13 protein-coding genes are annotated in these 14636 nt (G+C 72.5%); 1 reads left to right on the forward strand and 12 read right to left on the reverse strand.

The annotated features are described in order from the left end of the window. Positions 1-27 precede the first annotated feature (27 nt). From FK529_RS00670 to ppk2, 3 genes are all read right to left on the reverse strand, one after another. Positions 28-858 (reverse strand): alpha/beta fold hydrolase, encoded by an 831-nt coding sequence (locus FK529_RS00670; RefSeq protein ID WP_146558601.1) that lies wholly within the window; start codon positions 856-858, stop codon positions 28-30. Further along, positions 855-1721, reverse strand: a complete 867-nt coding sequence (locus FK529_RS00675) for a hypothetical protein (protein WP_146558603.1) — start codon at positions 1719-1721, stop codon at positions 855-857. The genes FK529_RS00670 and FK529_RS00675 overlap by 4 nt, the downstream gene beginning before the upstream one ends. Before the next feature lie 73 nt (positions 1722-1794). Further along, positions 1795-2736 carry a polyphosphate kinase 2 gene (gene ppk2, locus FK529_RS00680; RefSeq protein WP_438947161.1) on the reverse strand — a complete coding sequence of 314 codons (942 nt, stop codon included), beginning with the start codon at positions 2734-2736 and terminating at the stop codon, positions 1795-1797. 85 nt (positions 2737-2821) lie between these two features. Between ppk2 and FK529_RS00685 the strand changes: the two genes are divergently transcribed. After that, positions 2822-3472 carry a TetR/AcrR family transcriptional regulator gene (locus FK529_RS00685; protein ID WP_146558605.1) on the forward strand — a complete coding sequence of 217 codons (651 nt, stop codon included), beginning with the start codon at positions 2822-2824 and terminating at the stop codon, positions 3470-3472. 11 nt (positions 3473-3483) lie between these two features. Here the strand turns inward: FK529_RS00685 and FK529_RS00690 are convergent, their stop codons facing one another. From FK529_RS00690 to FK529_RS00730, 9 genes are all read right to left on the reverse strand, one after another. After that, positions 3484-4863, reverse strand: a complete 1380-nt coding sequence (locus FK529_RS00690) for an acetamidase/formamidase family protein (RefSeq protein ID WP_146558607.1) — start codon at positions 4861-4863, stop codon at positions 3484-3486. Continuing rightward, complete coding sequence (locus FK529_RS00695; protein WP_231702859.1) at positions 4860-6107, reverse strand: amidase family protein; 1248 nt, start codon at positions 6105-6107, stop codon at positions 4860-4862. The genes FK529_RS00690 and FK529_RS00695 overlap by 4 nt, the downstream gene beginning before the upstream one ends. Before the next feature lie 84 nt (positions 6108-6191). After that, positions 6192-7295, reverse strand: a complete 1104-nt coding sequence (locus tag FK529_RS00700) for an isochorismate synthase (RefSeq protein ID WP_146558609.1) — start codon at positions 7293-7295, stop codon at positions 6192-6194. Next, a complete protein-coding gene (locus FK529_RS00705; RefSeq protein WP_146558611.1) occupies positions 7292-7915 on the reverse strand; it encodes an isochorismatase family protein in 624 nt (207 codons plus the stop codon). The genes FK529_RS00700 and FK529_RS00705 overlap by 4 nt, the downstream gene beginning before the upstream one ends. Further along, positions 7912-9558, reverse strand: a complete 1647-nt coding sequence (locus FK529_RS00710) for a (2,3-dihydroxybenzoyl)adenylate synthase (RefSeq protein ID WP_146558613.1) — start codon at positions 9556-9558, stop codon at positions 7912-7914. Before FK529_RS00710 ends, FK529_RS00705 begins: the two co-directional genes overlap by 4 nt. Further along, positions 9555-10304: an SDR family oxidoreductase gene (locus FK529_RS00715; protein WP_146558615.1), complete on the reverse strand. Its 750-nt coding sequence runs from the start codon at positions 10302-10304 to the stop codon at positions 9555-9557. Before FK529_RS00715 ends, FK529_RS00710 begins: the two co-directional genes overlap by 4 nt. Next, positions 10304-11173: a siderophore-interacting protein gene (locus tag FK529_RS00720; RefSeq protein ID WP_146558617.1), complete on the reverse strand. Its 870-nt coding sequence runs from the start codon at positions 11171-11173 to the stop codon at positions 10304-10306. The genes FK529_RS00715 and FK529_RS00720 overlap by 1 nt, the downstream gene beginning before the upstream one ends. After that, positions 11170-12981: an ABC transporter ATP-binding protein gene (locus tag FK529_RS00725; RefSeq protein ID WP_146558619.1), complete on the reverse strand. Its 1812-nt coding sequence runs from the start codon at positions 12979-12981 to the stop codon at positions 11170-11172. The genes FK529_RS00720 and FK529_RS00725 overlap by 4 nt, the downstream gene beginning before the upstream one ends. Then, entirely contained in the window at positions 12978-14636 is a 1659-nt protein-coding gene (locus FK529_RS00730; RefSeq protein WP_146558621.1) for an ABC transporter ATP-binding protein, read from the reverse strand. The genes FK529_RS00725 and FK529_RS00730 overlap by 4 nt, the downstream gene beginning before the upstream one ends.

Here is a 14636-nt window from a genome sequence, read left to right on the forward strand (position 1 = left end):
CGCCGACCGCACCCTCAGCCGCGCGGGCTAGACCGTCTGCGCGATCCACCCCGACAGCGCGGGAATCACCGCACCGGGCGAGAGGATCCACTGGTTGTGCCCCAGCGGCTCCTCGATCCGGCGGTGCACCGACGACGGGAACTTCTCCCCCACGAAGCGCGACTGTCGGTCCGAGACCAACCCGTCGCCGGCGATCGCCACGGTCAGCACCGGCGTCCGCGTGCCGGCGATGCGCGCCTCGTAGTCCACGTCGGCGCCGTCGACGTTGAAGTCGCCCGTCTGCACCAGGTGATCGAAGTCGGCGACGATCCCGGCGGGCACCTCTCCGAGTCCGTCCGGGCCGGACCAGTGGCCCCGTCGGGCTGCGGCACGGGCGGCGACGGACGTCCCGATCCGACGGGCCGCGCCCGACAGCCCGTCGAGCTTGTAGAAGCCCGTGCCGCAGGCGATCAGGATCACCCCGGCGAGGTTCCGGCGGGCCCGCGCCGCATACATGACGCCCATCAACCCGCCGAGGCTGTGCCCCAGCAGGATCCGGGGTGCGCCGGGGAACTTCTGCCGCACCAGAGCGGAGACGGCCGGATAGTCCTCGACCACCACGTCCTGGAAGCCGTGCGTGCCGGCGGCGCCGCGGGGGCGCGAGTCGCCCTGCCCGCGCAGTTCGGCGACGACGGCGTTGAAGCCCGCGTCGATCAGCCCGCGCCCGAAGTCGTCGAAGTACCCGGCGGGCACGTTCACACCGGGCCAGATCATCAGCACGGGCGCCTCGGGGTCGGGGCCGCGGAAGATCCGCACGGGGTTGGTGGTGCCGTCCTTGTAGGTGAGCGTCGCGACGGTGGGCCGCGCCGTCGAGGTCACCAGGCGCGCCGTTCCGCCCGACGGGCGGCCACCGCCCCGAGCCCGCCGAAGATCAGCCCCAGCAGCGCGAGCGCCCCGCCGACCGCCGCCTCGGTCATGATCCACGGTGTCAGGTTCTTCGTCACCTGTCCGAGAGCGGCGTCCACCACGGGGCTCAGCCCGCCGGTCCCGCTGCGGTTCGTCACGTACGACGGTGCCGCCACGCACAGCATCCAGGTCACGCCCGCGGCGACGGCCACGCCTAGCCCCAGGTAGAACATCATGAAGCCGCGGCGGTGCGCCGCGAGCAGTGCGAGCACCGCAGCGACGAGTGCGGTCAGCGGCGCGATCCACGCCGCGGACCGGATGACATCGGCGGCGGACGCGTACCGTCCGGCCCGGAACAGGTCCCGATTCGCGCCCGTCCCGGATAGGTCGATGGTGACCCGCTCCGGCACGGACACCTTCACGTTGTTCGCGGCGGCCACGTCGCGGATCATCGGCGCAAGATCGATCTCCGCGGTGGTAGCACCACGCAACCTCTGCTCCGCAGTGGGCCGCACCAGCAGCCAGGTGTGGACCTGCCCCACGGCCTCGGTGAACGCGCCCGGGAACTGCGGGCCGCGCACATAGGTCGAGACGTACGGCGTGATCGCGTCCAGCGGCGGCCGCGCGTCGCCCTGCTCGGTCAGCAGCCGCTGCACCTGCTGCGCGATCTCCTGCGCCATCGCGTCCTGCACGGAGGGATCGCGACCGAGCGGCTCCATGAGCGTGGTGAACTCGGCGCGATCGAGCACCGTGTTCTTCGCCCAGGCGGCGGGAACCGCCACGAACGTGGCCGCGATCGCCACGAGCACGAGGAGGAAAGCCGTCAGGGAGCGCACGGGGACAACGGTACTCGACGGTCCCTTCGGCCCCGTCCCGCTCCGGGCCGCGCGCGCCGCGCTCCCGACACCGTCAGTCGCTGATCAGGTCGCGGCCCCGGCCGACGATGAGCGGGTCGGGCCCGGTGGCCAGGACGTCCATGTCCTTGTTGTCGTAGTCGAACTTGTCGAGGACGTAGCGCATCGCGTTGAGGCGGGCGCGCTTCTTGTCGTTGCTCTTCACCACGGTCCACGGCGCGTAGTCCGTGTCCGTCGCGCTGAACATCTCCTCCTTGGCCGCGGTGTACGCGTCCCATTTGTCCAACGAGGCGAGGTCCATGGGCGAGAGCTTCCACTGCCGCACGGGATCGATCTGTCGGATCGCGAAGCGGGTGCGCTGCTCGAGCTGGGTCACCGAGAACCAGAACTTGGTCACATCGATGCCGTCCTCGACCAGCATCTTCTCGAACAGCGGCACCTGGTGGGTCCAGCGTTCGTGCTGTTCGTCGGAGCAGAAGCCCATGACCCGCTCGACGCCGCCGCGGTTGTACCAGGATCGGTCGAACAGGACGATCTCGCCCTTGGTCGGGAAGTGGTCGATGTAGCGCTGGAAGTACCACTCGCCGGCCTCGCGCTCGGTGGGCTTGACCAGCGCCACCACGCGCGCGCCTCGGGGGTTGAGGTGCTCCGTGAAGCGCTTGATGGTGCCGCCCTTGCCGGCCGCGTCGCGGCCCTCGAAGACGATGACCAGCCGCTGCCCGGTGTCCTTGACCCAGCGCTGCAGCTTGAGCAATTCGATCTGCAATAGCCGCTTGTCGCGCTCGTATTCGGACCGGGCGAGCCGTTCCGCATACGGGTAACCCTCGCGCCAGGTGTCCACGACGTGCCGCTCCGGGGTGAGCAGCACCGGATCGTCGTCGTCGTCGTCGTTCACCGAGAAGCCCTCGGTCGCCCGCAGGTCGACGATCTTCTGCAGTGCCTCGCGGCCACTGACCGCGCTCAAGTCGATGCCCGCCGGCAGATCGAGATCTATCACACGCGGAAGGGTACGGGCAGGCTCGTACCGCCGAGTGAACGTCGTATGAACGGGTGGTGCCCGGTGAGTCGGTAGGCTGTGCGCAATGCCTACCGCCGCCACCGGCGGGCGCCGGCGCGCCGAACACCTCGGGCCCGAGCGCCGCCGCCCCCAGGTCCTCGACGCCGCGCTGGAGATCGCCGCCCGCGACGGGCTCGCCGCCGTGACCATCGGCACCGTCGCCGACCGGTTGCAGGTCACGCGCCCCGTCATCTACTCGTGCTTCCCGGACCGCGTCGCGCTCATCACCGAGCTGCTCGACCGGGAGACCGAGACGATGATGACCTACGTGCTGACGTCGCTGCACAACGCCCGCGGCGAGGACCCGGAGACCGCGTTCATCATCGGCATGCGCGGCCTGCTGGCCGCCGTGAACGAGCGCGCCGACACCTGGCAGTTGCTGTTCTCCGGCGTCACCGACCCGGAGGTCGTGCACCGCGTTCGGAACGCCCGCGCGACTCTGGCGAAGCAGGCGGAGGACTGGATCCAGCCGGCCCTGATCCGCTGGTGGGACATGCAGGACCTCGACGCGAAGCTGCCCATGCTCATGGAGCTCTTCGTCTCCACGTGCGAGGCAGCCGTGCGCTCCATGCTCGCCGGCCGCCCCGACGACGCCGGGCCGCAGTGGCGCGGCGACTCCGAGGGGATCGGGAAGTTCTACGGCTCCGCCGTCTACCGGGCCTTCCACGGCGCCTGACGCGCCCTGTCTCAGGAGAAGTGGTCCTTGTAGATCTGTCCGTGCACACCAACGGTACGGTCGACGACCTGGCTCACAACGAAATCCGACGCTGCCGAAAGATAGGCGTACGCGGTGGCACGGTCCATCCCACGGTCCTGCTCCAGGAAATCGAGCGCATTCACCACCGCGCGCCGCATTGCCACGTCGAGATCCGTCCCCTGTCCGCCGGCCGCGCCGTCAGGATCGGAAAGGCCGATCGGGATCCACGAATCCGCGGTCTCGCCGAACGGGTATCGGTACGCCACCGTCGGCGCGTCGCCTGTACCCGGCTTGCATACCGTGAGGCGAAGTGTGGATCGCAGTGAGCCCTCCATGGCAGTGAGAGCGACCTCGCCATCGCCCATCGACAGGTGCGGATCGCCTACGTAGAACAGCGCGCCCTCGGCGAACACCGGGAGATAGAACGCCGATCCCACGCCAAGGAGGCGGATGTCGATGTTGCCTCCTCCCAGCGTCGGCGGGATGGAATTCGCTTCGGGGGAGGTGAGGTCCGTCCCCCGCGCGAATGCGACGCCCATCATGCCGAGGAACGGCCGCAGGGGAAAGCGTACTGCTCCCGCGCCAGCAGCCAGGACCGCCCGGTCCCCGTCGATCGGAGTGAAGGTGGACACATTGCCGTAACGCAGCGGATCCCTTCCGGCGCGGCCGTCGGTCGAGAGGGGCGGCAACACCTCTGCTGCCGTGATCCCCGCTAGGGGCAATCCTCCAGGACCGGCCGCGAGAGCCCCCTTGCCGTGGCGGCTGGAGATTACGCCGTAGGGGACACGCGGCGCGGCCTCCAACGGCTCGACCTTGAGCACGTCGCCCGGCTGCGCCCCCTCAACGAAGATCGGCCCGATCACGATGTGCGGCCCGTCGTTGTCGAAGTCGCGGGGGGTGCGCTGGTAGTCGGCTGCGACGTCGACGGCGTCCTTGAGCACTGAGTCGCGCGGAACGCCCTTGGCGCCGAAGTAGGCGACTGGGTCGCGCCCCTGGTCCTCCATGAGTCCCTCATGGGAGAGCGCGTCGATGGTCACCGTCTGCCCGGAGCGCATACGCAGCACCGGTGTCGCGTGGACCGTTGGCACGTATCCCCAGAGCACCTGGTCGGGCCGACCGGCCAGGTAGTGGTCGCCGACAATACGCCCGGTGCCCGGCTGCAGGACGTCGCCTCCGCTGGGCGTGAGCGGTGTCGACGGCCCGCCCGCGTAACCCGCACCTCCGCAGGCCGCGGTGGCCCCACCGGCCGCGCCGAGGACGCCGATCGCCGAAACCGCGCGGAGGAAGTGTCGGCGCCCGAGGCCTTCGCGAAGGGTCGCGGCCGCCTCCGCCGAGGTGGGCACGGCGTTTCCCGGCCGCCCCTGCGTCATCGGGCGATACCGTTCGCGCGCAGGCGGACTGCAAGCTCACCGAGCGCTCGGTCCGAGCCTCGTGGCCCCACCACACAGAGGCCCGTTCCCGGATCTGCGGCGATCGGGACGGATACCGCCGGGCGCCCCGTGATTCCGGCGATACAGGTCAGTTGGAAGGTCGCCGCGCGGGTCCTCTCGATAGCCGGCCCGCCTATCGCGGCCTCGGACCGCAACGGCGCCCACGATGACGCGGTCGGCAGCACCAGCACGGCGTCGCCGAGTCGTCGGTCGATCCCGGCACGGAATTCAGCCAGTTCCGCCGCAGCGGCATCACGCGCAGCGCCGGTGTAGGTGGCCGCTTTCTCGAACCTGCTTCGTACATCGGGGTTGAGGGAGTCCCACCGACTGGAGACCCATGCCCCGTGGTTGCGCCACGCCTCGTACCCCTGCACGGTCTGGAATGCGCGCACCGCATCAGCCTGAGCAGAAGTGTCCCAAGCGGTCTCAGTCACCACAGGCAGGCTCGCGGTCACTCGCCAACGAGTCACAGCGCCACGCACCCGGTTCGCCACCGCGGGCTCGGCGAGATCCGCAAGCGCAGGCGCGAACAGAGCTTCGCGCACCGGCACACCCCCGCCTAGCAGCACATCCGCCACCTCGGCCAGGAGGTCCGGCGTTCGCGTGATCCACCCCACGGTGTCGAAGCTCTGCGCGAGGGGGAGCAGACCGGAGGTCCCCACTGCTCCGTGTGTCGTGCGCAGCCCGTATAGCCCCTGATAACTTGCGGGCACACGAATCGATCCTCCCGTGTCGGTACCCAACCCGATGTCCGCGAGTCCGAGCGCGACGGCGCTGGCGGACCCGGAGCTGGAGCCGCCTGGGATGCGGTCGGGCGCGAGCCCGTTCGGCGGAGTCCCGTAGTGGCCGTTCGTTCCAGCCAGGCTGTAGGCGAACTCATCAGTGGCGGCGATACCCGCGATCGCCGCACCTGCCCTCTGCAGGCGCGTCACCGCGTCCGCCGTGCTCGTGCGCGCCGCGGCACGGCGGAACGTCGGGTTGCCGGCTCCCAGCGGGTACCCCCGCACCGCGAAGAGGTCCTTGACCGCCACAGTGCGGCCAGTGAGTGGCCCCGAACCGGCGCTCGGAACCAGCGGCGTTCCATATTCCCGCCAGATCGTGCCGTCGATGCGCGGCGCACCCAGCGACTGCGGCGGCGCACTGAGGGCGACCATCGTTCCGCCCGTCGCGAGCCCGACAGTCACCGCACCGTTCCTCAGGAACCTCCGGCGTGTCATGTGCATCCGCCGAGAGTTCCAACACGTCATTGCAAAACGATTATTGCAATTTTACGACCGAGTTACTTGTGTCGGATCGCAGCTTCCTGCGAACCGGAAGGGGCCCAGGACGGTGCGCAGCTTGTTGCGGGTCTCGGCCAGTTCGGCTCGTGGGTCCGAGGCCCCGACGATGCCGCCGCCCGCGTAGGCGCGCAGCCGCGCACCGTCGAGTTCGGCGCACCGGATGCTGACGCGCCAGTGCCCGTCGCCGTTCGCGGCGGTCCAGCCGACGGCGCCGGCGTAGAAGCCCCGCTCGCCCTCGATGTCGGCGATCGCGCGGGCGGCGATGCGCCGCGGGAAGCCGCACACGGCGGGAGTGGGGTGCAGGGCGAGCGCGAGGTCGAGTGCGCTGGTCGTGAGGTCGGCGAGGCGGCCCTCGACCTTGGTGCCGAGGTGCCAGACCGGCCCGGCCCTGGTCACCGACGGTGCGGCGGGCACGTCCAGCTCCGAGCACAACGGAGCCAGCGCGGCCGCGATCTCGTCGACCACGTAGGCGTGCTCCTCGCGGTCCTTCTCCGAGTCCAAGAGGCCCTCGGGCGAGGTCGCTGTGCCGGCGAAGGGATGGCAGAAGACGGTGCCGCCCATGCGCCCGACGAGGATCTCCGGGCTCGAGCCCACGATCCACCGGCCGCGGTGGGCGTCGCCGGCGGCCGCGAGGTCGACGGCGAAGGCATTGCCCTCCAGGTCGCGCCGTTCCAGCGCGACGGCCACGGCGAGCGGGTCGAGCGGCGCGGCGGCCTCGAAGTCGACGGCGCGCGCGAGCACCACCTTCCGCAGCTCGGAGCTCTCGATGAGCGCGAGGGCGCGGCGCACCCGGTCCACGTGTTCGGACGGCGCGGGGTGTTGCGCGGTCTGGGTCAACGTCGGCGACTCGCCGGCGGCCGCGAGAGCGGTCGCGGGCACCTCGCCGAAGTGCTCCGGCACCGTCAGCGCGGCGGGTTCGGCGAGGTCGAAGGGCAGGGCGCCCACCACGACGGGGGCGGTGCCGGCGCGCAGCGCTGCGGCCGCGGCATGCGGATCGGTGAAGGTCCCGGCGGTGCCACGGGCGGCGAGGCGCTGGCCGGCGGCGGTCAGCAGGAAGTGCGGCTGGTCGCTCTCCCCGCCCGTCGTCGTCATCGCAGTGCCTCCAGAACCCGGTCCGTCGTCTCCACTCTGCCGCATCGGCCCGCCACGTAGGTGAGCGCGTTGGCGTGATCGCGCGCGGAGAAGTCGGCGACGGCGTCGCGCACCACGTAGGGCTGCACGTCGCGCATGAAGGCGTCGAGCGCCGTGGTCATGATCCCGATGTGGGCGTAGATGCCCGCGATCACCAGCTGATCGCGGCCCCAGGCCCGCAGCCGCTCGGCGAGGTCCGATCTGGCGAAGGCACTGTAGCGCCACTTGGTGAGCAGCACGTCGTCGTCGTCGGGAGTCAGCTCGCTGATGATGTGCTGGTTCGCCGCCCTCAGGCCCGGGCCCCAGAAGTCGGTGAGCAGCGCCCGCTCCTCGGGGTCCTGATCGCCCGGCTGCGCCGTGTAGACGACGGGCACGCCGGCGGCACGGGCTGCGGCGCGCAGTGCCACGATGTTCGGCACGACGGTGCGCAGCGGCTCCGCGTCGCGCTCGAACGGGCCGACGAAATGCTCCTGCATGTCGTGGATCAGTAGCACGGCGCGGGGCGGTTCCACGGTCCAGTCGACGGTGTCGGCGCACTCGATCTCGGGCAGGTCGTAGGCGACGGTCTTGGGCAGGCTCACGGCTTCTCCTCGGGGTCGGTGCGCACAGCGACCAGGTCGGCGAGCGAGCGCCGCAGTTCGCGGCGGCTGATCTTGCCGACGCCGGTGGTGGGGAACGCATCGACGAACTCGATCCGGTCGGGCACCTTGTACGCGGCCACGCCGCGCGCACGGACGAACCGCTTGAGCTCAGGGGCGGTGGGGCGGTCGCCACCGGGAGCGCTGAGGATCACCGCGCAGGTGCGCTCGCCGAGGAACTCGTCGGCGACGGCCACGACAGCCGCGTCGACCACCCACGGATGGGCGAGGAGATGGTTCTCCACCTCCTCGGCGGCGATCTTCTCGCCGCCGCGGTTGATCTGGTCCTTCGCGCGGCCCTCGACCACGAAGTGGCCGCTCGGCAGCCGCCGCACGATGTCGCCGGTGCGGTAGAAGCCCTCGGCGTCGAAGGACTCGGCGTCGACGCCGCCGAGGTAGCCGCGGATCGTGTAGGGCCCGCGGGTCCACAGCAGGCCGGGCTCGCCGGGTGCGACGGGCGTCCCGTCCTCGTCGAGGACGCGCACCTCGTCGTCGGGCGAGATGGGGCGCCCCTGGGTGCCCAGCACCAGCTCCTCGGGGTCGTCGTCGCGGGTGTAGTTCACCAGCCCCTCCGCCATGCCGAAGACCTGCTGCAGGCGGCAGTCCAACTCCGGCGTCACGCGCTGCGCTGCCTCGGGCGGGAACTTCGCGCCGCCCACCTGCAGCACCTGCAGGCTGCTCAGGTCCGCGTCGGCGCCGCCGCCGGCCCGCGCCTGCAGCCACAGCATCGCGAGCGGCGGCACGAGCGAGGTCATGGTGATCCGCTCGGCCTCGATCAGCGGGAACGCCTTCGACGGTGCGGGATCCGTCCCCAGCACGACGGTGCCGCCGGCCCACAGCACGCCCAGGATGCCGGGGCTGCTCATGGGGAAGTTGTGTGCGACGGGCAGCACCACCAGGAACCTGCTTCCGGGGCCGAGCCCGCAGATCTTCGCGGACTCGCGGACGGAGTACAGGTAGTCGGCGTGCGTGCGCGGGATCAGCTTGGGCACACCGGTCGTGCCGCCGGAGAGCTGCAGGAACGCGAGGGACTCGGGGTCGACGGTGGCGGGCGTCGCCTCGTCGGCGCCGGCGTCGAAGAAGGCGTCGAAGGGGGCGTCGTCGACGACCAGGGTCTCGATACCGGTCTCCACGGCCACCTCCGCGGCGAGGCCGCGGTGATCGAAGCGGCTGATCGTCGCGGCGGTGATCAGTGCCTTCGCCCCCGACGCCCGCACGAAGTGGGTCAGCTCGCTGCGCCGGTGCGCGGGCAGCGCGAAGACGGGCACCGCGCCGATCCGAAAGAGCCCGAACAGCACCGTGACGAACTCGGCGGTGTTCGGCAGCTGCAGCACGACCCGATCGCCCGTGACGATGCCGCGGGCGCTGAGACCGACGGCGACCCGCGCGGCGGCGGCATCGAGATCGCGGTAGCCGAGCCGGACCGGCGCACCCCCGACGTCCTGCGCCACGAGAGCCTCTGCGTCGCCGTACCGCTCCGCGGCATCGGGCAGGAAGTCCGCGAAGTTCTCCGAGGTCCAGTAGCCGGCCGCGCGGTAGCGCGCCGCGAACTCCTCGGGGAAGTACCGGGACTGCGGGATGGTCATGCGGTGGCACCTCCGTCGACGGTGAGAACCTGCGCGGTCACGTGCCGCGCATCGGGCGAGAGCAGGTAGTCGATGGCCCCGGCGATGTCGTCCGGATCGGCGATGCGGCCCAACGGGATGCCCAGCCGGTGCCGCGCCAGGTCGCCCGCGATCGCCCTCTCGGCGGCGGCCGCGCCACCGAACGCGGTCTGCATCGGCGTGTTCGTGGAGCCGGGCGCCACGACATTGATCCGCACCCCGCTGCCCGCCAGTTCCAGTGCGAGCGTGAGGGCCGCGCTGTGCGCGGCGGCCTTCGACGCACCGTAGGCGCCGAGCCCCACCCGGGGGCCGTTGCCGGCGTTGGAGCCGACCACCACTGCGGCGCCCGCGCCGCGCTCGGCCATCCGGCGAGCGGCGGCGGTGAGCACGTTCACCGTGCCGGTCAGGTTCACTGCGAGTGCGGCCGCCCAGTCCTCGACCCCCGTGTCCAGAACCGTTCCCGCCACGAGGATTCCGGCGCAGTGCGCGAGCGCGTCGACGGGCCCGCCCGACCTTTCCGCGGCGTCGAGCGCGGCGACGACGGCGTCCGCGTCGGTCACGTCCAGCACGTGCGAGGTGGCGGTGCCGCCCGCGTCGGCGACGGCCCGCGCGGTCGCCACGAGGCCGTCGGCATCGCGATCCGCCAGGGCGACGGGGCCACGACGGGCGAGCCGCAGGGCGGTCGCGGCGCCGATCCCGGACGCGGCGCCGGTCACGAAGGTGTGCATCAGTGGTCGTCCTCGTCGAAGTCGGCGACGCCGCGCTTCCAGTAGCCGGTGATGTCGCAGTCCCGGGCGGAGGGCTTCCAGGTGCTCGCGAGCCAGCGGCGCAGCGGCTTGAGCGAGCCCGCCTCGCCCGCGAGCCACGCATACCAGCGCTCGCCGTCGGGCACGGCCTGCGGCAGCTCGGCGACGGCGCGCTCCAGCACGTCCGACGTGCCGGGCGCGGCGCCGCCGCGGTGGCACCAGCGGACCTCGACGCCGGGCGGCGGATCGAGCGCGATCTGTTCCCGGGCGTCGGCCACCTCGATGAGGGCCCAGCCGCGGGCGTCGCGCGGCAGCTCCTCGAGCCAGCGGTCGATCGCGGGCAGCGCGGTGAGGTCGCCGACGAACAGGTAGCGGCTGTAGAGCGGAGGCACGACCACGCCGCCGGGCGGGCCCGCGACGTGCACGGTGTCGCCGGGTTCGGCGGCCTCCGCCCACTCCGATCCGAGACCGCCGCGGTGCAGCGCGATGTCGATGTCGAGCTCACCGGCGAGCACGTCGTAGCGGCGCACGGTGTACTCGCGGGTGGTGGGCCGCGGATAGCGCGGCCAGCGCAGCATCAGGCCGTTCTTCTCCGGCAGGGTCAGCACGCCGTCCTCGCCGGGCAGCACGAGCTTCACGTGATCGTCCGCGGCGTGGGTCTGGAAGCCGTCGAGCTCGGCCCCGCCCAGCGTCACCCGGATCAGGGCGCTGCCGAGGCGGCGGGTGCGCACCACCGTCAGCTCGCGCAGTCCGATCGGGTACGGCACGCGGTCGGCACCGTCCACCTCGCCCGCGAGGACCTCCGCGATGCGTTCCCGGTGGCGGCCCCGGTGATCCGTCCGTGCGGTCATTCGTCGGCTCCTCTCGCTGGGCTGGGCGGCTCGTCGAGGGCGCGGCCCCGCGACCAGGCGGCCCACAGCTCCGCGTACGCGCCGCCGGCGGTGACGAGTTCGTCGTGCGTGCCCCGCTCGGCGATCCGGCCGTCGGCCATGAGCACGACCTCGTCGGCACGGGCCGCCTGCGCCAGGCGGTGCGCGATGACCACGGCGGTGCGCCCGCCGGTGATCCGGTGCGCCGCCTCCTCCAGCTCGGCGGCGCCCGCCGATCCCGCTTCCGCGGTGGCCTCGTCGAGGACCACCACCGGCGGATCGAGCAGCGCGACGCGGGCCAGCGCCACCTGCTGCGCCTGCACGGGCGTCAGCGCGCCGGCCTGGGCGCCGACCTCGCGGTCGAGCGCGAGGTCGAGACCGGCGGTGGCGAGCGCCGCGCGCAGCTCATCGTCGGTGGCGTCGGGCGCCACCAGCCGCAGGTCGTCGGCGAGCGTACCGGCGAAGACGTGCACGTCCTGGGTGACCAGGCAGATGCGGCGCGCGCGGGTCGCCGGGGCCAGGTCGGCGATGTCGGCACCGTCGAGCAGTACCGCGCCGGTGCCCGCCGGGCGGGCGCCCGCGAGGATCGCTGCGAGCGTCGACTTACCGGCTCCCGAGGCACCGACCACGGCGACGGTGCGGCCCGCGGGGACCGCGAGATCCACCGCGTGCAGCACCTCGCGCTCGCCGTAGGAGAAGTGCAGCCCCCGCACGTCGATCGCCCCGGCGCCGCCGGTGTCCGCGTCGGTCCCGCCGGCGGCCGCCGCTCCCTCGTTCTCGACGATGACGCCCACCACCCGCTGCAGGGAGGCGGAGGCCGAGGAGATGGGATCGACGACGAGCATCAGCTGGCCGATCGGCCCGAACAGGCGCAGGAAGTACAGGGTGGCCGCGGTGACCACGCCGACGGTGACGGCGTCGTCGCGCACCAGCTGGAATCCGATGAGCAGCAGCAGCGTCATGCCGAGCCACTCGGCGAAGTTGACCCGCCCGAACAGCCTGTTGTTGATGATCCGGATGTTCACGGCGAGCCGGACCACGGCCCAGGAGTGCTCGCTGATCCGGGCGCGACGGTCCGCTTGCAGCCCGAACGCGCGGACCGTCGGCAGGCCGCGGACGGACGCCAGCAGCTCGGCGGCGCGGCGGCCGCGGCGGCGGCGCTCCTCGAGGTACTGCGCGGGCGCCTGGCGCCGGTAGCGGCGGATCGCGAAGTAGTACACGGGCGCCAGCACGAGGGCGACCAGCACGAACCGCCAGTCCAGCACACCCATGCCGACGAGGGTGACGGCGACGGCGAAACCCGCGCCGGTGATGGCGGGCAATGTCTCGTTGACGGTCTGCGTGAGCACGGTGACGTCGTCGGTGGTGCGGGCGATCAGATCGCCCGGGCCCACGCGTTCGAGGCGCGCGAGCGGCAGGTGCATGCCGCTGTCGATGACCCGCTCGCGCAGCCGCGCGATCACCCGGTCGACGGCGCCGGCCATGAGCACGAAGCCGTACGCGGTGAACAGGGCGGAGGCGACGGTGGCGCCGAGCATCACGGCCGCGGAGGTCCACACGGCGGCGGCGCCGTGCGCCCCGAAGATCGCGCGGTCGTCGCGCACCAGGTCCACGAAGGCGCCCAGCAGGCGGGGTGTGACCAGGGCGGCCGCGGCGCCGGCGACGAGCAGGACGAAGGCCGCGAGGAAGCGGGCGCGGTAGGGACGGGCCGCCTCGCCGACGACGGCGCGCACCTGCGCGCCGGTCGCGACGGTCAGCTGCTCGGGCGGGCCGCTCTCGGTGGCGCTCATGCGGACACCTCGTCGGCCTGGGCGGCGGCGCGCCACGCCGGGGATCCGGTGAAGACGAGGGTGGTGCGGCCCGCGCGCAGCCGGCGCACCCGCTGCACGACCGCGGCCTCGGTGACGGAGTCGACGGCGGTGGTCGGGTCGTCGAGCACCAGGACGTCCGGGTCGGCGTAGAGGGCGCGTGCGAGCGCGACCCGCTGGCGCTGGCCGCCGGAGAGGGCGGTGCCGCCCTCGCCCACGGCCGTGCCGAGGGCGTCGTCGGCGATCAGATCGTCGAGCCCGGCAGCGAGCACGGCCGCATCGACGGTGACGGCGCGCTCGGCCCCCGCACGGTCCGCGCCGAGTTCGACGTTCTCGAGTACGGTGCCGTCGAACAGGTCCCCGAGGTGCGGGGCCACCAGCACAGATTCCCGCAGCCGGCCGGGGGCGATGGCACGGACATCGGCGTCGCCGATCCGGGCGACGCCGGGCTCGGGCACCGCGGCGAGGGCGAGCGCGGTGGTGGCGGCCGCGGCGTGCTCGGGTGCCACGTCGAGCACGGTGAGCTGGCCCTGCGGCACGGTCACCTCGTCGGCGCCGAGGCGCAGCGTGATCGGCCCGGCCGGCACGTCGGCGTCGCCCTGGCCGGTCAGCAGGGGCGGCGCCTGCAGCACCGAGAGGACGCGGGCGGCGGAGGCCTTGCCCGACGCCCACATCACGCTGGCGACGCGCCCGATGAAGTTGATGGGCTCGGTGATGAGCTGGGCCAGCCCGACGACGGCGATGAGCTGGCCGATGGTGATGTCGCCGGCCACGGCCTGCAGCCCGGCGATGAGCGCGATGCCGACGACGAAGAAGCCGCCGACCACGGTCAGGGTGCCCGAGAGCGCGGCGGAGGCGCGGTTGGCCTGCAGCGTGGCGGCCAGGGCGCGCTGCGAGCGCAGGCGGTAGCGCTCCACGGCGGCGCCCTCGGCGCCGAGGCCCTTGACCACCCGCACGCCGTACATGAGATCGGCCGCGGTGCCGGCCGCGCCGGCGGCCTCGCGCTGCTGGCCGGCGACCCGCCTCGACAGGGGCCCACCGATCTTGTCGGACAGGACCACCACGACGACGGCCCCGAGCAGGGTGGCCACGCCCAGCGGCCAGGAAATGGTGAACAGCACGACGGCGGCGAAGACGATGCCTACCATGTTGCCGATCGGGTAGATCAGCACGCCCTTGCTGCGGGCCACCGCGTTGGTGTCCGCGGAGGAGATGGACAGCAGTTCGCCCGGCATCCGTTTCGGCCCGCCGAGGCCGTGCGGGTCGAGGATGCGGTCGCTGATCCGCATGCGCAGCGCGTGATCGACGAAGTTCATCGCGATCCAGCCGAGCCGCGAGGCGTAGCGGAAACTGAACGAGAGCACCGCGAAGGTCACGCCGAGGACCAGGATCCAGCGCAGCAGCGCTCCCCCGTCGCCGGTGGCGACGCCCTGGTCGATGGCCTTGCCCACCACGACGGGCACGAGCATCTCGCCCACCTGGTGCAGCGCCGACAGCGCGACGGCGGGCACCATGTACTTCGGGTGCGCCGTCATCGCCCGCCACAGCAGAGTGCGGGGGCTGGTGTCGCCGTCGACGGCCGGGACGCCGACGACGCTGTCGGCTCTCCGGGGCCCGTGCGGGGGTTGTTGGTCCAT

It is taken from the genome of Tsukamurella asaccharolytica (assembly GCF_007858435.1).
GTDB classification, from domain to species: Bacteria; Actinomycetota; Actinomycetes; order Mycobacteriales; family Mycobacteriaceae; genus Tsukamurella; species Tsukamurella asaccharolytica.